General features: G+C 40.1%; 17 protein-coding genes. 2 read left to right on the forward strand and 15 right to left on the reverse strand.

Going from position 1 to position 24,767, the window contains the following annotated elements:
* Nucleotides 1–95: 95 nt before the first annotated feature.
* The 15 genes from ACSZOX_RS17250 to ACSZOX_RS17320 all read right to left on the reverse strand — a co-directional run bounded on the left by ACSZOX_RS17250 (nt 96) and on the right by ACSZOX_RS17320 (nt 22,454).
* Nucleotides 96–1,073: an alpha/beta hydrolase fold domain-containing protein gene (locus ACSZOX_RS17250; protein ID WP_437921400.1), complete on the reverse strand. Its 978-nt coding sequence runs from the start codon at nt 1,071–1,073 to the stop codon at nt 96–98.
* Nucleotides 1,074–1,210: 137 nt separating this feature from the next.
* Complete coding sequence (locus ACSZOX_RS17255; protein ID WP_437921401.1) at nt 1,211–2,422, reverse strand: PepSY-associated TM helix domain-containing protein; 1,212 nt, start codon at nt 2,420–2,422, stop codon at nt 1,211–1,213.
* 9 nt (nt 2,423–2,431) lie between these two features.
* A complete protein-coding gene (locus ACSZOX_RS17260) occupies nt 2,432–3,571 on the reverse strand; it encodes a hypothetical protein (RefSeq protein ID WP_437921402.1) in 1,140 nt (379 codons plus the stop codon).
* Nucleotides 3,572–3,641: 70 nt separating this feature from the next.
* Nucleotides 3,642–6,023, reverse strand: coding sequence for a TonB-dependent receptor plug domain-containing protein (locus ACSZOX_RS17265; RefSeq protein ID WP_437921403.1), 2,382 nt, complete (start codon nt 6,021–6,023; stop codon nt 3,642–3,644).
* A gap of 101 nt (nt 6,024–6,124) precedes the next feature.
* The gene (locus ACSZOX_RS17270; protein WP_437921404.1) at nt 6,125–6,769 is read right to left on the reverse strand and encodes a hypothetical protein; all 645 of its coding nucleotides are present in this window, start codon (nt 6,767–6,769) and stop codon (nt 6,125–6,127) included.
* Nucleotides 6,770–6,830: 61 nt separating this feature from the next.
* Nucleotides 6,831–7,355 (reverse strand): RNA polymerase sigma-70 factor, encoded by a 525-nt coding sequence (locus ACSZOX_RS17275; RefSeq protein ID WP_437921405.1) that lies wholly within the window; start codon nt 7,353–7,355, stop codon nt 6,831–6,833.
* A 69-nt stretch (nt 7,356–7,424) separates the two neighbouring features.
* Nucleotides 7,425–8,552: a hypothetical protein gene (locus ACSZOX_RS17280; protein WP_437921406.1), complete on the reverse strand. Its 1,128-nt coding sequence runs from the start codon at nt 8,550–8,552 to the stop codon at nt 7,425–7,427.
* A gap of 341 nt (nt 8,553–8,893) precedes the next feature.
* Nucleotides 8,894–9,370 carry a hypothetical protein gene (locus tag ACSZOX_RS17285; RefSeq protein ID WP_437921407.1) on the reverse strand — a complete coding sequence of 159 codons (477 nt, stop codon included), beginning with the start codon at nt 9,368–9,370 and terminating at the stop codon, nt 8,894–8,896.
* Nucleotides 9,371–9,541: 171 nt separating this feature from the next.
* On the reverse strand, nt 9,542–10,945 hold the full coding sequence (locus ACSZOX_RS17290; protein ID WP_437921408.1) for a sulfatase-like hydrolase/transferase: 1,404 nt from the start codon (nt 10,943–10,945) through the stop codon (nt 9,542–9,544).
* 50 nt (nt 10,946–10,995) lie between these two features.
* A complete protein-coding gene (locus ACSZOX_RS17295) occupies nt 10,996–12,429 on the reverse strand; it encodes a sulfatase family protein (protein ID WP_437921409.1) in 1,434 nt (477 codons plus the stop codon).
* Nucleotides 12,401–14,029: an arylsulfatase gene (locus tag ACSZOX_RS17300; protein ID WP_437921410.1), complete on the reverse strand. Its 1,629-nt coding sequence runs from the start codon at nt 14,027–14,029 to the stop codon at nt 12,401–12,403. Before ACSZOX_RS17300 ends, ACSZOX_RS17295 begins: the two co-directional genes overlap by 29 nt.
* A gap of 46 nt (nt 14,030–14,075) precedes the next feature.
* Nucleotides 14,076–15,266 carry a DUF5000 domain-containing lipoprotein gene (locus ACSZOX_RS17305; RefSeq protein ID WP_437921411.1) on the reverse strand — a complete coding sequence of 397 codons (1,191 nt, stop codon included), beginning with the start codon at nt 15,264–15,266 and terminating at the stop codon, nt 14,076–14,078.
* Complete coding sequence (locus ACSZOX_RS17310) at nt 15,260–17,167, reverse strand: RagB/SusD family nutrient uptake outer membrane protein (RefSeq protein WP_437921412.1); 1,908 nt, start codon at nt 17,165–17,167, stop codon at nt 15,260–15,262. Before ACSZOX_RS17310 ends, ACSZOX_RS17305 begins: the two co-directional genes overlap by 7 nt.
* An 11-nt stretch (nt 17,168–17,178) precedes the next feature.
* Nucleotides 17,179–20,295 (reverse strand): SusC/RagA family TonB-linked outer membrane protein, encoded by a 3,117-nt coding sequence (locus ACSZOX_RS17315; protein ID WP_437921414.1) that lies wholly within the window; start codon nt 20,293–20,295, stop codon nt 17,179–17,181.
* A gap of 635 nt (nt 20,296–20,930) precedes the next feature.
* Nucleotides 20,931–22,454: a sulfatase gene (locus ACSZOX_RS17320; protein ID WP_437921415.1), complete on the reverse strand. Its 1,524-nt coding sequence runs from the start codon at nt 22,452–22,454 to the stop codon at nt 20,931–20,933.
* 369 nt (nt 22,455–22,823) lie between these two features.
* On the opposite strand from ACSZOX_RS17320, the gene ACSZOX_RS17325 reads away from it, so the two are divergent.
* Together ACSZOX_RS17325 and ACSZOX_RS17330 are read left to right on the forward strand one after the other, a co-directional pair.
* Nucleotides 22,824–23,417, forward strand: a complete 594-nt coding sequence (locus tag ACSZOX_RS17325; RefSeq protein ID WP_437921416.1) for an RNA polymerase sigma factor — start codon at nt 22,824–22,826, stop codon at nt 23,415–23,417.
* Nucleotides 23,418–23,516: 99 nt separating this feature from the next.
* Nucleotides 23,517–24,752: a FecR family protein gene (locus ACSZOX_RS17330; protein WP_437921417.1), complete on the forward strand. Its 1,236-nt coding sequence runs from the start codon at nt 23,517–23,519 to the stop codon at nt 24,750–24,752.
* The last annotated feature ends 15 nt before the right edge of the window (nt 24,753–24,767 follow it).

The following is a 24,767-nucleotide window of genomic DNA, read 5'->3' on the forward strand; positions in this document are numbered from 1 at the left end:
GCTGTATTAGTTTTCCTGGCTACACGTCATTACTTGTTGTGTTCGGATTGTTCGGGGTAATCCGATTTGGAAACATGCATTAGCAATGCCGTTTATCATTTCGTTTGTTTTTTTGCAAACTCGATAGACAACCCTATTAATTCATCCATTTTATCCGATGAAATTTTATTAAAACCATGATCACCATCCTCAACAAGGATCAGGTTGTTTGGAACAGCGCATTTATCTAATTGTTGTTTTAACTGTTCGGATTGGCGTACAGAAACTATTCGATCTTTGGTTCCATGTAAAATCAATGTCGGCACCGCCCCCTTTTCCACAAAATTTAAGGGAGAATACAAGGCATTCGTTTCCTTAACCAGCGTCTTATTTTCATCAAATTGATAACCAGTAATTGCAAACGTAAGTTTTTGTCTTATATCGTATATTTTTCGTATAAAAACCTTAAACATCAACGTGGATACGCCTCCCAAATCCACTTTAAAAAGTTCATTTAAATCTGTAGGTCCAAAATTATCGATCACGTAGTTTAAGTGGCTAGGATAAGCTTTCAGAAGAGAATCTCCCTGAAATGTTTCCTTATCAGAATAAGCTATTAACAACGCCAAGTGAGCGCCTGCAGACCCACCCCAGATACCATAGTTATGCGTATCAAAATTGTATTCCTCAGCATGCGCGTACAACCAGCGAACAGCATCTTTGCAATCTTCAATCGGCGTCGGGAGATGTACCTCTTTAGAAACAAGACTGTAACTAATACTAGCCACAGCAAAACCATTCTGCAATAAGCCTTGCTTAAGCTTTCTCATATAGGTGATCGTATCCATATCTTTATTTCCAAAGGCCCATCCTCCTCCATGTACCACCACAACCAATGGCACCTTTCGTTCTTTAGCGACTGCGGGGAGAAACACATCAAGCTTCAACGAATCCGCTCCGCGAACCTTATAGGTCACATTCATAAAAGACTGAAAGTTAAAATGCGAGGAATCGACCTGCGCATTGGTGATAGAAAAAGAAAAGATACCTATGATAAAAATCAAGAGGATCGGAATGCCCGATTTTAAATTCATACGAAAAAGCTTGAAAAGACCTAATATCAGAGTGCTGTACAACGAACCATCCACTCTCTTATATTAACCAACAAACCTGTTAAAAGTTTTCAGAGGTAGCTTCTATAATCGAATGCTACCTCTCAAACTTTTAATACCTAAGCTTTCCTTTTACTACTTTTTTTATTACGTCTTCCCCACCAAATGTAAACTCCTGTGATCGGTAAAGAAGCACTAATCAAACTTGCAAAGAAGGCCAAAAATTTAGTAGAAAGTCCGCCGATAGATCCTTCGTGAATCGGCAGATATAAATGTTCCAATTGATGTGCCAGAGAAGCTTCATGCTCATCTTCATCCATTCCAATACGTTTATTAGTATAACGGTCGTAGTAAGAACGATAATCATCACTTCCCACATAAGCGACGGTCATACTTGTAGCCTCGGGATCTTTTGGGGATGGAAATGCCCAATACATAGAATAGGTATGCGCCTCGGGATACAAAAACTCTTCTTGAGCAAAAACACTATCCAATAAAGTGATATAAGATATTGCACGCTTACCATCCTGAGGAGGTACTGATTTAAAAGTCGTGGCATCCTCCTCACTGTGTCCCTCTAATAGATAATGTACCCCCTCTTGCATCCATTCCAAGCCTATACATAGTCCAGTGAACGCGATTAACAGCAAAAAAATAAAAACATAGAACCCATTTACATTATGCAGATCGTAATTCTTTCTGCGCCATTTAGTACTCTTTTTCCAACGAAACCAATAACGCTGTTTTGCGGCGGCTTTACTTTTGGGCCACCATAAAACGATACCACTAATCAAAAGTACAACAAATCCCAATGTACAATAACAGACTATAGGATTGCCAATAGCAGGAGGTAACCATAAATTAAGATGCCCATCTAGAATAAAAGGAAAAAATTCAAACGCTTTTAAATTATCTTTAATAATTTGTCCTTTCTGCACAATAAACAATCCATTCTTATTCTCTATCTTTTGCTCCAAAACTTCACCCGTATAAGGATCAAATGTATACCAAGTACGATCTCCCTGGTTATCACCTGTTAACAAAATCGATCCCTTATCCCTAAAATAACGAATCATAAATGGTGTGAGAGCAACAGAATCACCGTGTTCTCGCGTCTGTACATGTTCAACAATTTCTGAAGGTTTGAGGAACCTCCTTCCATCTGCAGGAATTTGGTGAACGACTGCCGTAGGATCTCCCTTCGTTGGAAACCATTCTAAAAACTCCTCGTGAAAAACGTGAATACCCCCTGTGATCGAAACCACAAAAACAACAATTCCTGTCAACAATCCTAACCACAAATGCAACCAGGCAAAGACTTTTTTTAGCATAAGTTCCTCCTAGTACATTTTATCTATTCGCAATAACCAAGTGTATCCCAACGGAATCCGCATACCTTTTTGTAATTGTCCAGAGGATATCATATAGGTATAGATATATCCATCTTCATTTCCTTCGTGATTAGTTAGAATATAAGCTCTATCCGATTCTACAATCACACTCTGTATAGATCCAGAGCTACAGGCAGGTACTTCCAAGGCGCTTAGCGCTCTCGTTTCAAGATCAAGTAGGCCAAAAGCGTACACATGATTTCCACTTAATTCCGAATTTCTGTAACGAATAATCGCTTTTCCATTCCGAAGATCCCAAATACCTGATATGAAATAGGCATTGTCAGAAAAATTCGAATACGTATCATCAATCTGTGTATCTTCCTTCTTTATGCGTAAAAGCATAGAATTGTCTCCTGTTGTTTGAAATCCTCCAGCAGAGAAGTAAATATTCTCGTTTTTGTCGAGAAAGGAATACATTTGAAAAAGATTATTATTGCCGGAGCTATTTGCCCTACGATCTGTCAATACCTGTTCGGTTACAAAGCTTTCCGAATTAATAACCGCTACATTAACCTGTCCATCGTTCTTTGTCCAATCGCTACTTAACTTATAATTGAAACCTAAGAATATCTTTTTGTCAGAGGGTCTATATTGTAGAAAACCTATAGCATAAGTGTCAAAACCTTCGGGAATAGTCGGCAAAGTAATTTCTCCCAACGTCATACGCAATTGAATTGTATCCATCGACGCATAGAGCACCTTTTTATTATCGCCACTTGTGCCAACCAGCAACAAGCGGTCATCTTGCCAAGTATGCGCATATTCCGTACTTAGGTGTGTAAAAGGCACCTCTTGAACCACTTGTAAGCGGCTATCCTTTACCCTATATTTCCCAAACCGGCCCTTACCCAGCGTTTCGTAATAATAGCCGTCTTTCGCTACCAATCCATAATGTAGCTTTTCGTCAACCTCAACGCCACTTTTGATATAATTTAGAGTTCCGGTGTCCAAGGACGCAATATCGACTACAAAAGTAGATGAGTTCGGATAATTGCCAATTCTTGCCCAAACGGCATATTTACCTTGTTCTCCACTACCATAGGCCTTCGCTTCGTCATTCTTTTTACACGCAAAAAAGAATGTCATGCTGATTAGCGAAAAGAAGAACAAAGAAGACCTTCTATAAGTATAATTATTTAACATTTTGATGTTCGTTTTAACGTATGAAATATCTGAATTTTATATAGAAAGCCCTACCAGGCTTTTGAAGTCGAAAATTGTCGTAAGCAGTCTCATTGGTGAGGTTTCTGCATTCAACGGAAACATTATACTTTCCTTGCTGCATCGCGTAACTAAGCATAAGATTATGCACCAACTGTGTCGGGATTGTTGCTTTACCATCCGGGTCTCCAATAATTTCCCAAGTCTTGTAAAACCAATGCACGTACTGTGTATACCAATTCAGCTGCACGCGCGTATCCTTCTCAAGAAAATTATCCTTACCGATATTTAATTCCATATTTCCAAAAAACCAAGGTTGGTTTGGAATACGGTTACCAAAGGAAATATCTCTTTTACCCTCATATTCCAAGGTGTTATTTACAGCATCCTGATAACTTACATTGAGCATCAATCCACCCAAATTACCATACGTGTATCGCCCTTCTGCCTCCCATCCTTTTACTTTCACAGCTGAAACATTTTTATACTGACTTTGGTTTGTCAAGAGTACGACAGGATAAATAAAATCTTGTACATCCCGGTAAAACCACCCTCCTTCCAAAAAAAGATGGTGTGAAAATCCGAATTCATGAGATAGAAAAGCTCCCGCGTTTATATTCCGACTATTTTCAGGTCGCAAAGTATAATTGGGAATCGTATTCATTCCATCACCAAGCATCTCCAATGCACTTTGTAAACGGTATGCCTTTTCCATGGACGCTTTTATCCCGATTTTATTTGTTAGCAGAAATCGCGAAGCCACTCCGTAACCCCAATCGCCATTTGCTCCTGTACCATCTTCAGCACTCCCAGAATAATAACCGATTTCCTGTTCAATAGCGAAGTCAGTACCATAATATTTTGTAAAAAAGGTATTCGATAGGCGTTTCTTAAAAAATGTTTGCTGATAGGACAACCCGATAATCTGCTTAGTCATCACATCCTTCGTTGTATCACTGACAGCATACTTATCAAACATCTTATTTGTCGTACGATCTAGCGTGTAGTTTGCATTAATGGCATGGTTATCTGTAATCTCGTACGCTAGGTTCGCACGGGCAAAAAGCACTGGACGCCAGATATTATTTATAGAGCGTTGATTTCCCAACTCTGCCGTAGTAGAAGACACCCAAGTACCATCCCATTCATAACGACGCAAAACTGTATCAACGATTTCAGATCTATCATTTGTGTACGATCCAAAAACACTAAAGTTTAATCCATTGATAAACAAATTATCCTTACGATAGCGTATCGTAGAATTCCAAGCTTCCCCTTTCGAAAACGCATTTCCAAATACGGCTTCCTGCGAAGCTCCGGTCTGTATATCTTTTCGATTACCAGAATAAGAACCCCCTATAAATAAAACATCTGCCCATTTCTTGTTCGATACCCCCAATTCCATTTGTAGCATAGCAGATTGGTATTTATCGTGGAAACGTTTCACCCTACTTGGCAAATAAGCATACGCCTCTTCATTCCACACTTCGATATTTTCCATGGTATAATTATTTTTAGCGTAATTATGAAAAGCGTTCAGGCGAAGTGTCAATCCTGATTTTGCATCCATAAATTGTCCAACTGCAGCTGTTCGGTGCGTGTTAAACGAACCGTAGCTGTAACTGAGGTCCAAATAATTTCTCACTTGTTGATCGGTTATGACATTTACCGCTCCCCCTAAAGCATCGGAGCCCAAATCAACAGGGACAACGCCCTTGTATACTTCCACACGTTGTGCTAAATTCACCGGAATATTATTTAGAGACATCGAGGTTCCCATTGTCTCCAATGGTATCCCATCGATGAAGAACCGAACTGCCTTCCCCGAAAGTCCATTCACAGAAAAGTTAAAATCAGATCCCAGCCCGCCAGACTCGCGTACTCTGACCCCCGTACTACGGTTAAGAATTTGGTTCAAGTCGACGTTAGAATTCGCATAAAGCTTGGTATCAATTGCATTTACGGTGAAAGCCTCTTCTTTCTTTTTCTGAACTTCACTTTTACCAATTACTTCGACGTCTGCAATCTGCTTATCATCAGAACGGAGTTTAATCCATATCGAAGAGGTATCGCCAACAGTTAATACAAGTTTCTGTTCATTAGGGATAAAATTCAATAGAGAAACTTTCAAGGTATACTCTCCAGGGCTTAAGTTTTCTATTGAAAAAAAACCGTCAGCCGACGTGACAGTTCCAAGCCTACCAGGCAGCAATTGGACGGATACATTCTCCAAAGGGAGCCCTTGGTGATCGGTTACTTTACCAGTTAAAACCGTTAAGTTTTGCTCCACACGCGTCTGCGACCAAGTGGCCATCGAAAAGAGTGTACATACAAAAAGACATAAGAATTTTGTATGCAAAAAATTGTTAATTTGCATTGCTTTTAAAATGGTACATTTTTAAGGTAATAGCCTGAATGTTGCGTCAACAACACGAAGGCCTGTAGGAGTCATACAGTTAGCGCTGTATGGCTCCTTGATTAAATACTAAATTCTTCGCGTAGGTCAGCTGGAACCATATCAGCGAATTCGATCAAATTTTCCTTCTTCAAAATAACAAGTTCATCAGTTTTATAGTAATTATGCATGGCAATATATGTTTTACCTTTTTTTAGTGTAACATTCTTCGTGGCAAAAGTAGAATTTGCACATTGAAGGTTCAGTTTGTATTCCATATCCTTCTCACTCGTATTGGAAATCTCTATAGCACCACAAAATGTTAAATTTCCGACTGTCCCATTCTTATCTGCCACCAACTGTGCATCGCCTCCACTCAACATTCTAAAATTAACACCATGAACCATCAACTCCCTCATCTCCTTCCCTTTCAACGTATAAAATTGCGGAGCATGGTGATCGTTATAATTCCACAACAAACTAAACAATAGCAATAAACAAGCGGCCACACCCACAAAACGATAAATAACAATTGTATTCCTCTTCTCTTTATAAGGTTTTATGGTTTGCCAAAGACGGGCTTCCATGTTATTCATTTCATCGGAAGACAGGAAAAGCTGTTCATCGTCACCCATTTCAAGCCATTGAAACACCAACTTTCGTTCAGCATCACTACAGTTACCTTGATGAAATCGTTCTAATAATTCTTTATTCACTATGGGTTTCACAGACTTCGTTTTATATATATCCGTATCAGAAACGGTTTACCCTAGTAAATTATTTGTTTTTTTAAACTTTATATTCTTGCAAATTGGTTTTAAGAAATTTTAATGCGCGACAAAGATGGTATTCTACGGTTTTTATGGAGATCGAGAGATGTGCTGCAATCTCCCTGTTCTTCATTCCGCGCACCCGACTATATTGATAAATCTCACGGCAGGAATGCGGCAGTTGGTAGAGAAGCTGCTCCACATGCTTTTGAAGGTCTTTCTCAAATATAGATTGTTCGGTACTATCATCAATCTCTGAAAATGAAGAAAGAGCATTTTGTTGTATAGAACTTCGTCGACTTCCCGTTCTATAAAAATCTAAAACCTCCAATTTTGCCGCCCGAACAAGATATCCTTCAATAGGTCCATTCATAACAAAACGTTCTCTTCTTTCCCAAAGAGAATGAAAAATATCTTGCACAATTTCTTCTGCAATATGTTCGTCTCCGATACGATAGAAACAAATCCCAAAAATCTTTTTCCAGTATTTGCGATAAATTTGCTCAAAGGTTTCTTTGTCTATAGTATGTAAAGTCTCACTCATGGTATTAGGCAGTAGCTGTGCTAATAGCACCTTACAAATCTATATCTTATTTAGACTAATCGCAAACAACTAAGGCATTTTATTTAACATGAGCAATTCACCTTCTACATGTAACCCTTTATCAGCCTGACGACTAGACAAATCGTAGAGCCATACATCTGATTCTCCTAGCGTATCCCTAATCCCGATATAAAGTGTATTTCCCTGTTGACAGACGTTTGAATGAAAGTCAAGAACATCCTTGGGAAGAGGCATTTTCATTGTCAGCATATGTTCCAAATCCAACAAGTAATAATCCACGATATTGCGAGTAAAATAGTCAGAAAACTCCTGTACCAATCTATTGTCTACAGCTTTTGTTAATACTCTTCCTTCACCAATATCGAACAACCCATAATATTCCATCATTGCATTATCCGAAAGTTGAAAAAAATAATCGCGGTCAATATACTCATCACCTATTTTAATACGCATAATTGCTGGTCGATGCGTAGGATGGAAACGCAGTCTATTTCCAGGTTGGGCAATAAAATATAAGTATCCATTGTGTACCGCCGAAACCTGCCAAAACAAATTGTATCCACCAGGAAAAGTAGATCGAGCATCCACTGTAATATTTTTAGTTCTCATCGACGGATAATCAATAGAGGCCAAATAAATCGTATCACCTGCAGGTTCTTCCATTTTCGTATAAGGATAAAGCATGTAGGCGATATACAGCGTAGAATCAACCAACCGGCCCATAACCCCACCATAATTCATTTCTTCATCAGGAAGCGGTATGTCCAATTTGCCATACCGTACTACCTCCATCTTGTCCACATCGATCAAAACATACATAAACTGTTTACCAGAGCAGCTACTACCCAATAAAATCTCGTGATCTGAAACCCAACTATGCCAGCTAGCAACTGCTCTCCATGAAGTAGATTGAACAAATTCAAACGCAGATTCTTTTTTTAGCCCCTCTTTTTCAATGCGATATTTAACAAATTCACCACGATCTTGATTAATAGCATAATAATAACCAGCTCTTTCCGTAAAAAAAATTTCGTCTTCTGTTTTACTTGCCTGATGAAGCTTCATATTTCCCTTTTTTAGATCAGCGGTCGAAGCAAATACAATGGCATCATCCTTATCATAAGCCAAAATGCCGTACTTCAAATCCTCAGCCGTATTTTGACACGATACCACCATAAGAAAAAATACAGATATGCAAACAAAAAAACAATAACACTTCATAGCTAAGTAACATCAGAATTCTTCGTCAAATCGATTAGCTAAGTTAATCGAAACAACGTAAACTTTGAAAAGATTACGTTCTGTATTTAAAAAATTATAAGATGGCTTACTTATCAAAAAAACATGTTTTAAATAAGTGGTATATTCCGTAAATCCACGACACAAATCTCGTATATAGCTGCTGAAAATACAGATCTACAATCGTTATTTTCAATCTCGACAAGCCAACCTTTATATAAACCATTAGATTTGGCTCATAACAGCAGAAAATCAGCTTTTGTATATTCCATACCCCGCTACATCACCTTAAAATGTCGCAGCAAATGTCCTCCCCCAAATCCAAGCGAAATAAAAGGATATCCTCGTTTCAAAGGTAACATATAGTCAAAACCAACTTTGATAGCGACAAACTTGATCTCCGCATACAGATGTGGACTCACGCGAAATTGATTGTCAAACTCTTTATTTAAATCCAGTACATAGCCAGCTGTTAATCCTGTAAATAGCAAATAATCTCTAGCAGGTCTTTCCACCAAAAAGTAACCATATGTTACTTGTGGCGCTATTCCCGAAGGCATTTGGTTATTCTTCGAGGAATAGTCTAATCCGACCATCAATTCGTAAGCCTTATATTTAGAAAAGAAAAAAGGATAATTTAACGTTGCGTTGAACATCAGTTTTTTATCCAGTTTTGTCCCTAATTGTAAAACCTGCGCTGGAGAATACCCTATTCCCATAAAAAGAATAGATAATAACAATTGATGGAGCCTCATCCTAGTTTCCTTTTTCTAATCACGCTATGACACTACAACGTAAGATTACACGAATATCGAATGAATACGAAAAGAAAACAACCCCTGAAAACAGGTAAATAATTGTTCGAGAGAGAGAGAAAATACTCACATTACATGATATATATCCTAACTTCCCCTTAACTTATAGACTTAATTATCGGATATAAATTGTGGTAGTGACCGCCACCAGTTCGATAAATATTTCTTCAGGTCCTGCACCAACCTAGGCTGTTCATTCGCAAGATTCAGCGTCTCACGTGGATCCTTTTCCAAGTCGTACAATTCTGTCTTTCCTCCGTCTGCATCCATCAGTAACTTCCAACGTCCTTCGCGCAATGCTAACGCAGGACTTTTATTTTCTTCCTTCGGAAAACCGAAATGACTATTACGTCCATATTCCCAAACCAATGGTCTACTACGATCTGCCTTTTGGCCAAACCATAGCATGCTTCTATCTTCACCATCAAGAATAGGTACATTATGTTTAGGAGTACCTGCAAGTGCTAAAAAAGAAGGTAACAAGTCCACAGCAGCCAGCAGTGATACACTATCCACCCTGTTCGATTGAATATGCGAAGGCCACCGTACAATAAAAGGCAAGCGTATTCCCCCTTCATACAAAGAGAGTTTACTCCCCCGTAATCCTGCAGAACGATCCTGCCTGAAATTTGGCAAAGGCCCATTATCGCTCGTAAAAATAACCAACGTATTCTCGTCTAAGCCAAGTTCCTTCAAACCATCCATCAATCGACCAATCTGTTTATCAAATTGCATTAATACAGCTTTAAAACTTTCCTCATCTTGTGGCTTCCCTGGATATCTTCCATTTTCATCGTCACCCGCTACCCAAGGTGTATGCACATCGTCAGTCCAAAGGTTAACATAACAAGGTCGTTCTTTATTTTCTTTCAAAAATTCTAATGTACGATCTACAAAGTATGCTGTACGGTTCCACCGCTTGATACTATCCTGATCACTCCAAATCCATTTTGTTGCAGTTATTGCTGGGTCAGGATCTGGGCTTTCATAAGTACTTGCCCAAACATCAAATCCATAACGGTCAAAGTTAGGCGCGTTGTCAACATCGCGCCCCCCCCCTAGGTGCCACTTACCAAAATGTCCCGTAGTGTATCCCCGTTCTTTAAGCAATTTCGCTACCGAGGGTACATTTGGATCCAAAAAATCAACCTGTTCTTTTCTTTTGTTGTCCGCCTTCGTATTCAAAAATGTCGTAAAATGTAGGGCTGCAGGAAATCTCCCTGTCAAAATACCAGCCCTAGAAGGCGAGCAAATAGGCGACGCACTATAATAATCCGTAAATCGCATTCCTTCTTCAGCTATTCGATCAATGTTGGGCGTTTCATATTTTCCAGCATAACAACCGATATCACCAAGGCCAAGATCATCAGCCAAAATCAGAATAATATTAGGATGACGATCTTGCTGCGCATTTAAACAACAAAAGGGGATAAAAGACAATGCAATTAGCAGCACCAGCCCGTAAAGTATCCTTGATAGCCCAAAGTGACGTTTACTCATTGGGAATAAATACATATTTTTTCTATTTAAAATCAATATCTTGAACATTAAAGAGGTTATGCCTCTTATTTTTTCTTTAGCGGTACATCCATACTTACTCCCAAATCTCCCTGCTCCTCCATCCAAGCGGACAACTCCTTCCTCAGGCCATGAATCACTTTACTGTAATGGGTATCCTCCGCCAGATTTTTCAATTCATAGGGATCATTTTCCAGATCATAAAACTCAAGAGTAGGGCGTTTGGCTATACGTTGTGTCAAGAATTTTGCATAATCATCTGTCTCCGCTTTCTTTAGCCATGACGAATAAGCCAAGTCTGTATTATTAGGATTCATCATGTATTTAATATAGTAGTTGCTGTCCGCATTTAGGTTCCAAATCAATTTATAGCGATCACTTCGAATACTCCTTATCGGATAAGATGGTCCTTCTGGACGATTATTATGTATACCAAAAGCGTATTGTCGGAAAGATTTCGCCGGATTCCTTATCACAGGAAGAAAACTCTTTCCATCAAGGGTTTTGATCGGGCTTCCTCCTGCTAATGCAATTAAAGTCGGTGTAATATCCTCATATTGCACAATAGCATCTGTTTCTAAGGCCTTAGCAATTTCTTTGGGCCAACGTATAAGCATAGAACTTCGTTGTCCGTTATCATACAAATTCCATTTTCCACCTGGAAATTGCGCTCCTTGCTCACCTAAAAATATCACGATAGTATGATCCAATTCTCCAGTGCTTTCTAAGAGCTGAAGCACATCCCCAACCTGGTTGTCCAATCGTCTTACTTCGGCCAAGTATTTCGTGAAATGCTTCCTTGTAATCTCTGTATCTACCCAATGAGCAGGTAGTACTAATTTTTGAGGATCGAATTCATCAGGATCACCAACAGTCCAGGGAGCATGCGGATTTATACTCATTACAAAAAGGCAATAAGGTTCTCTATCTTGACTGATAAAACCTGCAATACTATCCAAAAAATAATCATCCGTAGTTGCGACACAATTTTTTTCAAAACCGGGAACAATCTCAAAAGGAAAAGTCGCAGCCGGCTTGGTCACATGATCTTTTCCACTCAACCCAACGCGATAGCCTAACGCCTGAAGATAATGGGCTACACTTTTCAGATCATTGTAAACCGGTTTATGATTCTGGAAAGCACCATGTCTAGCTGGGTATAATCCAGTAAATAGAGAAGCACGGGTAGGGACACACATCGCCTCCGAAGCAATTAAGTTGTTAAATTTTAATCCCTCTTTCGCTAATCGATCGATATGAGGTGTTTGCATGTTGACTCCACCATAGCAGCTCAATTGTTTACTGTCCAAGTCATCCGCCATAATAATGACAATATTTGGTTTAGTCGCCCTTCCTTTACCAACATTATTTTTATTCGATGTTTGCGCAATTATGGAATGAGAGAACGTCATTTCCAACGCTATAAAAACCACATACCACAAATAGAAAGTACTACTCTTTTGTTGTCTTATTATTTTCATCTTTTGCTTGTTCATAATCATAAAACCATTTCACGCCACTTGTCCAAGGCTCCACGTTTACACGCTGCGCCCAACCGGCATACTGTGCAATCAAACGGGACGCAATCTCCGGTTGTTCGTTGATCACATTATGAATTTCGGTTCTATCCGTTTCCAAATTGTACAATTGCCAACTTTCTTTCCATTCAGCAACCAGTTTCCATTTTCCATCCAGCACACCCCTGTTACCTTCATGTTCCCAAAAGATTGGCTGTTTGCGTTCCAGATGTTTCCCTTGGATCAACGGTGTAAGACTAACCCCTTCTGTTGGTTTAATTTCATTTCCAGCAAAGTTCGTCGGATACTGACCACCACCAAGATCGACTACTGTAGCCAATATATCCGTAATATGCGCTGGTTGGCGTTCAAAAACACCTCTTCGAGATGCAGGAATGCCCGCCGGCCAAGAAATAATACCAGGAGAGGAAATTCCTCCCTCATGCGTATGGTGTTTATATGCCCAAAAAGGTGTACAACCTACCTCAGCCCAACCCTGCCCTAAGAATACGGTTGATGCAGCATCGCCTGGGTTCGCACCTTCGTAACGTCCAGCGGCACCAGGCTCTGGATTTCCGCCATTATCCGAAATAAAAACAATAACGGTATTGTCAAATACCCCTCGCTTTTTCAGACCAGCAACCAATTCGCCCACACTTTGATCCAGATGAGATACTACTGCCGCATAAATAGCCATCATATGGTCGTATCTATCTTTCTCCACACTGCTTAACGAATCCCATTTTGGCACATTGGGGTTAAAAGGAGGTAACTTCCACGACTTGTCAATCAACCCTAATTCTTGTTGTTTCTCATACCTACGTTGACGAAAAACCTCCCATCCCTCCAGATACTTTCCACGGAAAACATCTATTTCTTCTTGAGGAGCCTGGAGTGGAAAATGAGGCGCATTATGCGCTAAATACAATAGAAAAGGCTTCTGTTCGTCTATTGCTTCATCGATAAACTTCAAACCGTATTGAGTCCATAAATCAGTGCTATACCAATCTTTAGGTAATTCTGGGGCATCATTATCCAATAACCTCCCATCTAAAAAAACCTTAGCATTGTTTCCCGATCCGTAATAAAATCCTCCCGCAGGAGCATTTAATGAACGGTCAAATCCTCGCTTCGACGGGATTACGCCAGCTGCCTGACCTACATGCCATTTGCCTGTCATCGCTGTAAAGTATCCAGCATCTTTCAAAACCTCGGCAAAGGTGACCGTTTCTGTATTCAGGTGCCCTCGGTACGCAGGGTGATTCTCACCACGATCATTCATCATATGACCTATTCCAGCTTGATGTGGATAAACTCCCGTTAGCAAAGCGGCACGCGATGGACAACAACGAGCCGTATTATAAAAATTAGTTAATCGAACACCTTCTTGGGCTAATTTGTCGATGTTTGGCGTCGGAATCTCTCCCCCATAACAGCCTAAATCAGAAAATCCGAGATCATCTACCAAAATAACAACGATATTTGGCTTCTCTTGAGCATGTCCTTGCAAGATTATCAACACAAGGAACAAATGTACCAGCAGCAGTTTCATTTTGTTTTTCATATCATACCAGTATTAATGTTTAAAATTCGATTTTGTTTACATTTCACTATTCGCTTCCCCAAAACGTCAATTCATAAATGGCTATATTACCAGAAGACCACACCGACAGCGTCTTAAACCGTATATAGCGATAGGCGGGAGTACCCACTGGGATTTCATAGTCTATACCGCTTTCAACATAAGCCACATCCACGGAATTATATTCCCCATCCGGCAACCCAGAAGGTTTTAACATTTCGCAGTCTACAATTTTCGTCCAATTACTCCAATCGCCGTCTGCTACATTCGAGCCCCATATCTCAAAATAACGGGGAGAATTTTTATAAGCACAACAACTCTCCGATCGGGGATAATATTTAAACCGGCTCAACGTCGCTGTCACTCCCATATCAAAGGAGAAAGTCTGGGGAAATCCGGCTCCATTTACCGTAGCAAAGAAATCATCATTTGTACCATTGGCTGTTATGCCATCCCATATATTTGACAAACGTGAACGCGAACTGTTATTCGGTGTATTAAAATCTCCTTGCAATGTTAGTTCAGCAAATTTGCTTTTGTCCAATTGTTTCTCATACAATGGCGTGAGACTTGTGTAAATTGTATCCGAGTAATTATCGTAACGATCGCGCACAAAGAGACCAAATTTTCGTTCAGCACTTTCAAATCCTCTAGACAATAAACGTCCAGATTTGGATGTCACCCCAAATGATTCCACCAATTTTTCGGCCCCTCCTTCTTCCGTCAATAGAACGACTTTTAGCGCTGCCGTATCAGGATTATCATAGGAGACAATCACCCCTCCAAATGTAGATTCGATCACCAAAGATTCCAACATACGCTTGTAGGGCGGTTCCAAAGGCGAAACGGTAATTTTTAATGGATCTGAACGTACATCACCATCATTGACCGCATACAATGTCACCTCGTAGCTACCCGCCGCGGCAAATCCGTCGACCTTGAGCGAATCTTTAAAGCGAGAGGACTTGATAGACCTTAACACACCTGACCTACTCTCATATTCAGCTAATACATAAGCCGTATTTTCGTCCGGTATATTATATCGTAATACTGCAGCGCCATTCACATTGCGAATCGAAACATCGGTAATAACTGCAGGCTTCGTCCCCTCACCACTGGGACCTAATTTTTCTTCTTTACACGCTGCGATTAACAACATCAAACTCAGCACACCAGCCATTGCATAAAGCAATCCTTGGATTTTATATTTCTTTACCATCCTGTATTCTGCACTAAATTTCTATTAACGATAATACTATTCTCCTTAATTGGCCACAAATACTCCTTCTTTTGGAATTTTTGACTAAATAGAACCACAGGCTGGTAGTATTCCTGTTGCGTTCCTTTCTGAACCGACCAACCTACAATATCCTTATTCAACTCCGCCTCTGCTTCTTTCCACCGTCGCAGATCCCAAAAACGATGTCCTTCAAAAAGCAATTCCACCAACCGTTCCCGATGAATAATCTGACGAAGTCCATCTTGTGAAAGATACTTATCCGGGATATTGGAGTAATTTGTCCAAGACGATTCCACCGTTTCCAAGCCGGCTCTTGCCCGGATCTTATTTAGATAGTTTAATGCCTCTTCATTTGCCCCGTAATACTCATTAGAAGCTTCTGCATACAATAGATAGAGATCAGCCAACCGAATAACAGGCCAAGGATACCACTCAGACACATAAGAAGAAGCTTCCGTAAGATTATTGATATTGATCAATTTCTTCGGCCAATAGCCCGTCACATTGTAGTTATTCGAAAAAATACCCGTATACTGTCCATTTTTTGCTTCCAGATGCCAAGCACTATTATCATCCCATTTTCCTTGCCCGTACCAAATACCTCCATCAAACCCTAAATTGGCGTAGAACCTGTTCTCACGGTCAAAATTCTGCAAGGCCGTTGTGTATCCAGTTGATATATTATATCTATCGGCATTTGTCGCCGTTTTTAGTGTGTAGCGACTGGCGTAATCCCAAGTTTTATCTTCGTCTATAGGCACACCATGAGCTGTATAAAACAGGTCCACAACCTTAAAAGGCACACCATATCGACCCGATTGACCGTCATTACTTTTCGCTGGATCCCAGCTTCTTGGCGTTAAGTAATTTTGTGGTATCACACTGTTCGGATCAGCCCAAATCACTTCCTTATTCCATCGTTCGGTAACCACGTTCCGTATACTAGTCTGTATACGTGTCGTATCTGAAATCCCCGCCTGCAAGCTGCCCGGTTGATACTCATACAGCGCTACGCCCTGCTCTTCTGCAAAAGAGATAGCTTCTCCTATAGCGGCAAGCGCGCGTCCCCATTTCTCTACATCGTTCGTCTGGGAAATCAAAGTTGTCCCATCCCTATTTAAAAGACTAGCATAATCTGTATTTCCATTAAACAAAGGACTCGCTGCCCAAGTGAGTGCATATGCTTTTACAGCAAGATTAATAGTCTTCGTAATTCGTCCCAATTCAGAAGATTCATTCGTTATCACATCAGGCAAGTTCGTATATGCTTCATCGAAAAGGCGGACCACATAATTTATGCACGAATCTAACGGTATCCTAGCCTGCCGAACTTCCGAGACACCAGCATCGATATCCAGATTTTGATCTACCAATACGATGGGACCGTACATGCGAATCAACCAAAAATGGAAATATCCTTTTAGAAATTTAACTTCGGCAGTCCAACGTTGTTTTTCATCCTCAGTCATATCTGGCACCTGATTAATATTTTCTAGAAAAACATTGCAGTCACGAATAGCTTGATAGAGTGAAGGAGCGGCATTTTCACCATCCCAATAATTTAACAACGGGCTCGATACCCCCTGTTCTCCCCGGGCAATACGCCAAGAAATCTGGGCGTTTACACCATAAGTCCCCCAAAATTCATCACCGGCCAAAAGCGCAGGGTTCACTTTGCCATTGTCTAACGTCGCAAAATTGGGTAGCCAAGAATAGCAGGTGAATAAGTACTTTTCCGCCGTGTTACGCATAGCAAATGCATTTTCTAATGTCGCCACATTATCAGGCACAACATCGAGGTAATTACAGCCCTGAAATAATCCAAGGAATAATGCGAACACCAAAAAAATAATAGATTTTATTTGTTTAAAAAACTTCATGATCATATCCGTTAAAAACTTGCCAATATACCAAGGTTAAAAACCCGTTGAATAGGATAACCTAATCCGTTTCCAGCCATTTCCACGTCCCATAATTTAAAACTGCTCCACGTGACCAAGTTGGTCGCGTTTCCATAAACCCGCACTTTCTCCATTCGAATTTTTTTCGAAACCGAAGGAGACAAGGTATACCCCAATTCCACTTGCTTCAGACGAAGAAAGGCACCGTTGCGCATGAACCAGGAATTATCCTGTTGATTATTTTGATTCTGATTAATTCCTAATCGTGGCCATAATGCATATAGATTTTGGTTATCTTCCGACCAGTGATCGTCGGCATAGGCCTTCAATAATTGATTTTGAAGTACCGTTCCCGAAGTAAATGATTCTCCATCATATGTGTAAGATGCAAATGGACTAGTCGCTGCCGTATTTATCCAAAAAGACTCCCGTGCCAATCCTTGGAAAAAGGCTGATACATCCCAATTTTGGTTTCCAAGTGAAACACCAAACCCATAATTGATTTCTGGGGTGGTAGGGTACCCCAATGGCACTCTATCCAACGCGGTGATCTGCCCATCTCCATTGACATCTTTATATTTCAAATCCCCACCACGCACTTCGCCAAAACTCTGCAAAGGTGAATTAGCCACTTCCTCGTCGTCAATAAAAAGCCGTTCAGCAATATAGCCCCATCGTTGTGTTAGCGGTTGTCCAACACGAGAGAGCCACGATTCATTATACGATGGTTCTTCATAAACTTCAAACCTACTTTTGGCAAATGTAAAATTTGCACGAGATTGCAACCATATTGAAGAACTTAAATTGGTATTATAATCGAGCGAAATATCAACCCCTCTACTACTTGCTTCACCTACATTTGCATAGACTGTGGACGCTAATCCTACGGTAGTAGGAACATCTGTCCTTGCCATTAAAATATTAGAACGATAATCGTGAAAGAAATCCGCCTGTAACTGCAATTTATTAAACAAACCCAATTCTAGAGCTAAATTAGTCTTGCGCGATGTTTCCCATGAAATGTTAGGATTGGAATATCTTGAAATTGCAATCCCTGTTCTAGAATAAGCACGGTTTAAACCGAAAGTAGCAGAGCGATCAGAATTATTCATATCGACATTCGACAAATAGAAAAAACGTGTAGAAGCATCTCCTATATCGTCATTGCCCACCAGACCATATGTTGCACGTAGGCGAAGGTTGCTAACAACCTCCTTAAATGGTTCCCAGAAACGTTCGTTGGAAATACTCCAAGCTAAACCTGCAGAGGGGAAAAAGCCAAACCGATTGGTTTCATAAAAACGCTCCGATCCATTATATCCAAAATTGAATTCCACAAAGTAACGACTGTCATGCGCATAAGTAAAACGCCCAGACACCCCCACATTGCGATAGGGTAAGGATTTTTGGAGGTCTCCAGCATTTCCGGCCAATCTATTCCGCAAGATTCCAACCAAAAGAGCACTAATCGTATGTTTTTCGAAGGTTTGGTTGTAATTTAAGGCGGTTTCTAGGTATGTGGTAGATTCCACCGTTTTTGTTCCTTCACTATAATTCAAGTATTCCGTTCCAGAAGCCTCATTTAACAACGTTAAATTATAGTCTCCATTTTCCTTCAACCCGTTAATGCTGTAGTAAAAAGGAGTGTAATTTCGCTTCACGTCAAAATAAGAATAACGTCCCGTATTGAATAAAGTCCGGAATGACAACCCTTTTGTCAAAATGCTAAGATCTTGCTTAAATTCCAATTGGGCCAAAATATTCGAACTGGAATACTCTTTATAGCCTTTAACCATATCCGCATAGGGATTTAAATAATTGGCTTCCCCATAATTACCAAATAAAATATGTTTTACATATTGCGTACTTTCCTGCACTGGGTAGAAAGGCGAAAAGAGAACAGGATTCGTTCGCATAATGTCCCGGTACACTTTTGTCCCCCCATCAATGGGTCCAATATAATCGTCAAAAGATCCATGCAAACGTATACCTAACTCGGATCCTTTAAAAATGTTTATATTCACATTACTCCTTAAAGAATAACTCTTTAAATCAATATTGCTATTAAAATTACTTACACTTGGCACTTTAAGTACACCATTATCCCGATTAACAGCACCCGAAACGAAATACCGAGCCACGGCCCCACCTCCGCTAACACTCAAATTTGCACGTTGATTTACCGTATAATTTTTTAGCAAGACCTGTTGCCAATCCGTTTGCGGATATAAATAGGGATCGTTGCCAGCAATTGTTTGATCAATCTTATTATCGGAGTAAGGCAGTATACCAATGGGATCCCGCGTGAGTACTGCTTCATTATTTAAGCGCATATAGGTTATAGGATCGGCAAGTTCCACCGATCTTGTAGGCCTTGAGAATGAATTTTCCAGGCGAAAAGATATAGCCGCTTTACCCTCTTTTCCCTCCTTAGTTGTCACCAAGATGACACCATTAGCTCCTCTTGCTCCATAAATAGCCGTTGCTGTAGCATCTTTCATAATAGAAAAACTGGCAATATCGTCTACCTGCAATCGCGCCAAATCCGTTTTGGTCACCTCAATATTATCGACCAATATCAATGGATCTACTTTATAGCCAAAAGTAGTAACACCCCGGATAAAAAAGTCCGCATTATCAGCTCCAGGTTCGCCGCTGCGCTGATAGCCAATAATCCCAGCAATTCGTCCGGCTAATGCTGTAGTTAGGTTACTGGAAGGAACTTTCAACTGGCTAGGATTAACAGAAGACACTGATCCCACCATATCGGTCCGTTTTTGCCGTCCAAATCCGACAACAACAACCTCATCCAGATCATTATCGGCAGGAGCAAGTAGAATATTCGTCGGCGAGATTTTTGCTTGGATCCGTTTTGTTTGATAACCCACAAAAGACACTACTATAGGATAAGGCAAGCTTTGCCCCGTAATCAGTTCAAAGTGCCCATCTTCGTCAGTTTGTGTTTGGTTGGTCACGCCTTCAATTTTTACAGAAACCCCAACCAAAGGCCTTCCTGATATGGAGTCACGAACCTGTCCCGATAGGGTAGAATTGATCAGTGGATCCTTCTGTGCAAAGGCATCTGGAGCTTCTAATAATAGCCCCATTAAGCACAAAAGGACATAAAAAGGCCTTGGGAAATGCCGTACACGCCGACATTTCGATACATAAAATATCATTCAAAAATAAGTTTAGGTTGCGAGGTCCTCGCTAATTACTATCTACTACTATTCGTCCCATTTAGGCATAATATACCCATGTGTGTTTTAAGCCAATAAGAAATCTTATCGGTTATCAAGACATACAAAAACGGGGATCAAAACAGCTTCACATTCGATGTTGCAAGCACATCTGCAGCTTGAAGATTACAAAACGTGAGGAAATAGACAATTCAAACCTCGGCCTAGTAGCCGGAATCGTTAGATGGTTTTTCATGATGGTTAATAGCTTTAACATGTATTACTTTATTCGTTACCAACGCCAATTGCTTAACGATTAAACAAATATAAAAATAATCTACTAAATAAATAGACTATTCGAATAAAAAAGCAAAACCAATTAACAGCTGAGAGCAGGACAGGCTATTTTCATTCCATAAAACAGCATAACTCCAATGTCAATTTCATACGTAGCTTCCTATAAAAATCAAAGAGAAGGTAACTAAAGTTGGTTACCTTCTCTTATCTTCTTCGCAAAACAAACACTCCCTGCAAAAGCAGCTCTAAAAAACAGATGTGCAACTTTAATATTCACTATCTTCCCGAACAGGACTTGCCGGTAACGGTAGATGATAAGCAGGTTGATTTTTTAACAATTGTAAGGTTTCCTGAAAATCTTTATTTTTCAGGTCTGCTTCATTTTTATGTTCTAACAGATCCGCTCCGTAAGTATAAAATTCATATTGAGGTGGCAGGTTCTTGTTTTTGATATTGGTCCATTCTACCAAACGGTAGCGGTCCGTGCGAATGGCACGTCCCATCCAACCATCTCGAGGATAACAGTGATATGCATAATCAACTTTGTGCTCCTTTTTCGTTAGCAAAGGGAGAAGACTCTCCCCATCAAATGGAACAGGATTATCTGCAGGTAACTTTAAACCTGCCAATTGGATCAAAGTCGGATAAATATCTACAGTCTCCACGATGGAGGAAGTAGCATATCCTTCTAGAATCGCCTTCGGATACGAAATGATCAATGGAACCCTGTTTGCCAACTCATAATTCACATGTTTTGTCCACATCCCCATATCCCCCAGTAAATAACCATGATCTCCCCAAAGTACCACAATTGTATTTTTATCCAATCCGGTTTTCTTTAGTTCATCAAGAACCTTCCCTATCTGCGTATCTACATAGCTGACACCAGCGTAATATCCATGAATCAGTTTTCTTTTCAAAGAATCTGGATATCGTTCATTTTCTTTATAGCCTGGAATTCCCTCATACTGTTCAATTTCTCCAAATCGTTTAATAGCAAAATCTGGAGCTCCAACTGGATGATCCTCTGTTTTTGGCAAAGGGATTTTCGCCTCCTCATATAAATCCCAATACTTCTTAGGAACCGAAAACGGCAAATGTGGGCGAGCAAAACCAACGGCAAGAAAAAACGGTTGCTCATTTCCTTTTAGCGAATCCAGAACCTGCACAGCCTTTTTTGCCACGCGACCATCGCCATAAGCCTCATCTGGCACATCCGGCGATTCCCACGGAATACCCTTTATCTGCTTTAGTGCATACTCCCAAGAGTGGTTTTCAAACAATGCAGCCTCGATCGTCATCTCCGACTCGGACTTATCCATAGTCAAGTATTCAATGATTTTCTCATGAAAATGCGGTACCGACCAGGATTGCGGATCATTATACGTATTGTGTCCGATATGAAAAACTTTACCCACCGCCTGCGTAAAATAACCCTGATTCTTGAATGCCTGGGGCAATGTTACTAGATTTGGATAATACTGCCGAATATCTCTTCCGAAGTCATACAAACCGGTCGATGTCGAACGGCTACCCAACAATAGATTATTTCGCGAGGCTACACAAACAGCCTGATTCGTATACGCTCGATCAAAACGTACTCCCCGATCGATCAGCGCATCAATATTCGGCGTTACAGCTGCCTGATCGCCAAAGCCATGAATCGCAGGCTTTAGGTCATCAATAAAAATAAAAAGAACATTGGGTTTTCCTTTCTCCGATTGGGCTTTCAGTTCCGATGTAACACCTAGCCCAACCCAAGCAAGTAGTGTAAATAAATATACCTTCATTTCAAAATAAGTTTTTCAATCTACTGAAAGCAATACACTTGCAGTAGCATGGCATTTGTTCGTTGTTCACAAATATAATAACATCGAATAAATATCCTAGTAAATAAGTAGACTTTAATTGAGCCGTGTACTATTCCTAAAAAACAAAAAACCATTTCACGACACAGCTTAATCCACTTTTACATCGATTGAATAACAATAATAAAAAAATATATCCTCCGGTATTAGATTATAGCTTTATCGTAAAAAAATTGCAACGATTGTTCAATTTTTTTAATAAAAAAGTATATTTGCCTACTTCTAACGTAAAATTCATCAAATCTGACCACGTTAATATCATATTATTCTTTAATTTAAGGAATATACAGAATGCGAAATAGCGAATACGGCATATTATCCGACGAAATATTAGTCGATTTGATCCGTCAAGACGATCAGAAAGCATTTGCTGTTATCTACCAACGTTACAGTGGCCCGCTTTACGCGCATACTTATCGTTTTATTCGTGATCGAGAGGAAGCAAAAGACATCCTACAACGTGTATTCACAAAAATTTGGGACATCCGCACCCAACTCCCATCAGAAATCAATCTTTCTGCTTATCTGTATCAAGTTGTCAAAAACGTATTAATCAATCATATCGCAAAAGGCAAAGTTGTGGACAAATACTTAGACAGTCTTTCCAATTACGCCAAAACGTATATTGCAGATACCGATCACCAGATCCGGGAGAAACAATTACAGGAAATCATTCAAGAAGAGATTCAACGATTGCCTCCAAAAATGAGAGAGGTATTCGAATTGAGCAGAACGCAATACCTAACCCATCGCCAAATCGCAGAAAAACTAGGTATCAGTGAAAAAACAGTAAAAAACCAAATTACAAACGCTCTCCATATTTTGCGCTCTAGACTTCCGGAAGTTCTGTTTTTATTGGCTTTTTTTCGACAAGGCTCCAATTAGATGCCGCTTGTCATTTCCCATTTTTAAAAAAAATAAAATTTCTTCTGGGACTATAGGCCTCCTTACCTGTTATACTCCTATAACTTAGAAACGAAAGGCTTGCAAAACAACTATAAAATAGATCCAGAATTGCTCGATAGATACGCGAGAGGCATTTGTACCGAAGAGGAAGAGGCTCTGGTTAGTTCCTGGTATATTGCCTTCCGACAAACATCACCGCAATTCGATTTAGAAGAATCCCAATGGGAACCTGATCTCGCCGACGTATGGTCAAATCTTGAGCCGCACATACAAGTCGAAGAAGACAAAACCGTAGAAACCAATTGGAAAAAATGGCTTTCGATAGCCGCATCAGCAATCTTAGTTGGTTTTTCAGCATATTACTTCATTTCGCGCCCAATAGAAGAAAATTATACAACATCAACTATCGGGATACAACAACAAGCTTATAAGCAAAAGGGTCACTCGATAAAAAATGCTTCAATAGATATTCATCCTGCCCAAAGTGGTGCAGTACTTATCCTCTCCAATGGTGAAAAAGTCTACCTCAACGGTGTAACTGAAACCAATAATAGAGTGGATCACGAAGTAGAAATTGATCTACGAGATCAGGAGCAGATCGTCTATCAGGAAAACAACAGTCCTCATCATAGTGACCAAGCCTTAACGAATACGTTAATCGTTCCTAAAGGTCATATTTACAAAATTACGTTAGCTGATGGTAGCAAGGTATCGCTCAATGCAGATAGCAAACTCACCTTCCCTATCCAATTTCAAGGAAAAAAGCGTGAAGTATACCTCGAAGGCGAAGCCTATTTCGAAGTTAGCAAACGATTTGTCCCAGCTACTTCCACAAAAGAAAAACAAGAATTCATTGTTCATGCCGGTGGATCAGCAGTGCAAGTCTTAGGTACAAAATTCAACGTTCAGGCATACAAGACGGATAACAAGACTAGTTTTCTGCTGGAGGAAGGCTCCATCTCGTTGAGTAATATCGACAATCCGGCACCACTTTTACTCCAACCTGGTCAAAAAGCAACACAGGTAGGTAAGGTTCTGACCGTACAGGAAGCGGATGTAGAGCGAGAACTATCCTGGAAAAATGGTGATTTCTACTTTGGAGGCATTTCTATTCGCGAAATCATGGATCAGATTTCCCGTTGGTATGATATCGACATCCAATACCTGGGGCCTGTTGAAGAGCAGCAGTACATCAGTACGATCTCGCGTAAAAAGTCCCTCAAAGAAGTATTGGAAATATTAGAGACAACCACCGGTCTTCGTTTTGACATTCAGCAACAAGGAAAAGAAAGGAGGCTGATGGTTATACCGTAAACACTACAGAACAAG

Source organism: Sphingobacterium sp. LRF_L2, from assembly GCF_965644235.1.
In the GTDB taxonomy this organism is placed as follows: domain Bacteria; phylum Bacteroidota; class Bacteroidia; order Sphingobacteriales; family Sphingobacteriaceae; genus Sphingobacterium.

Bases quoted from the DNA above. Each gene is read 5' to 3' on its own strand.
- ACSZOX_RS17290 (WP_437921408.1), bottom strand. From the start codon at position 10,945: ATGTATTTATTCCCAATGAGTAAACGTCACTTTGGGCTATCAAGGATA.
- ACSZOX_RS17260 (WP_437921402.1), bottom strand. From the start codon at position 3,571: ATGACATTCTTTTTTGCGTGTAAAAAGAATGACGAAGCGAAGGCCTAT.
- ACSZOX_RS17280 (WP_437921406.1), bottom strand. From the start codon at position 8,552: ATGGTGGTATCGTGTCAAAATACGGCTGAGGATTTGAAGTACGGCATT.
- ACSZOX_RS17265 (WP_437921403.1), bottom strand. From the start codon at position 6,023: ATGCAAATTAACAATTTTTTGCATACAAAATTCTTATGTCTTTTTGTA.
- ACSZOX_RS17305 (WP_437921411.1), bottom strand. From the start codon at position 15,266: ATGGTAAAGAAATATAAAATCCAAGGATTGCTTTATGCAATGGCTGGT.
- ACSZOX_RS17325 (WP_437921416.1), top strand. From the start codon at position 22,824: ATGCGAAATAGCGAATACGGCATATTATCCGACGAAATATTAGTCGAT.
- ACSZOX_RS17310 (WP_437921412.1), bottom strand. From the start codon at position 17,167: ATGAAGTTTTTTAAACAAATAAAATCTATTATTTTTTTGGTGTTCGCA.
- ACSZOX_RS17285 (WP_437921407.1), bottom strand. From the start codon at position 9,370: ATGAGGCTCCATCAATTGTTATTATCTATTCTTTTTATGGGAATAGGG.
- ACSZOX_RS17300 (WP_437921410.1), bottom strand. From the start codon at position 14,029: ATGAAAAACAAAATGAAACTGCTGCTGGTACATTTGTTCCTTGTGTTG.
- ACSZOX_RS17320 (WP_437921415.1), bottom strand. From the start codon at position 22,454: ATGAAGGTATATTTATTTACACTACTTGCTTGGGTTGGGCTAGGTGTT.
- ACSZOX_RS17250 (WP_437921400.1), bottom strand. From the start codon at position 1,073: ATGAATTTAAAATCGGGCATTCCGATCCTCTTGATTTTTATCATAGGT.
- ACSZOX_RS17255 (WP_437921401.1), bottom strand. From the start codon at position 2,422: ATGCTAAAAAAAGTCTTTGCCTGGTTGCATTTGTGGTTAGGATTGTTG.
- ACSZOX_RS17295 (WP_437921409.1), bottom strand. From the start codon at position 12,429: ATGAAAATAATAAGACAACAAAAGAGTAGTACTTTCTATTTGTGGTAT.
- ACSZOX_RS17315 (WP_437921414.1), bottom strand. From the start codon at position 20,295: ATGGGGCTATTATTAGAAGCTCCAGATGCCTTTGCACAGAAGGATCCA.
- ACSZOX_RS17275 (WP_437921405.1), bottom strand. From the start codon at position 7,355: ATGAGTGAGACTTTACATACTATAGACAAAGAAACCTTTGAGCAAATT.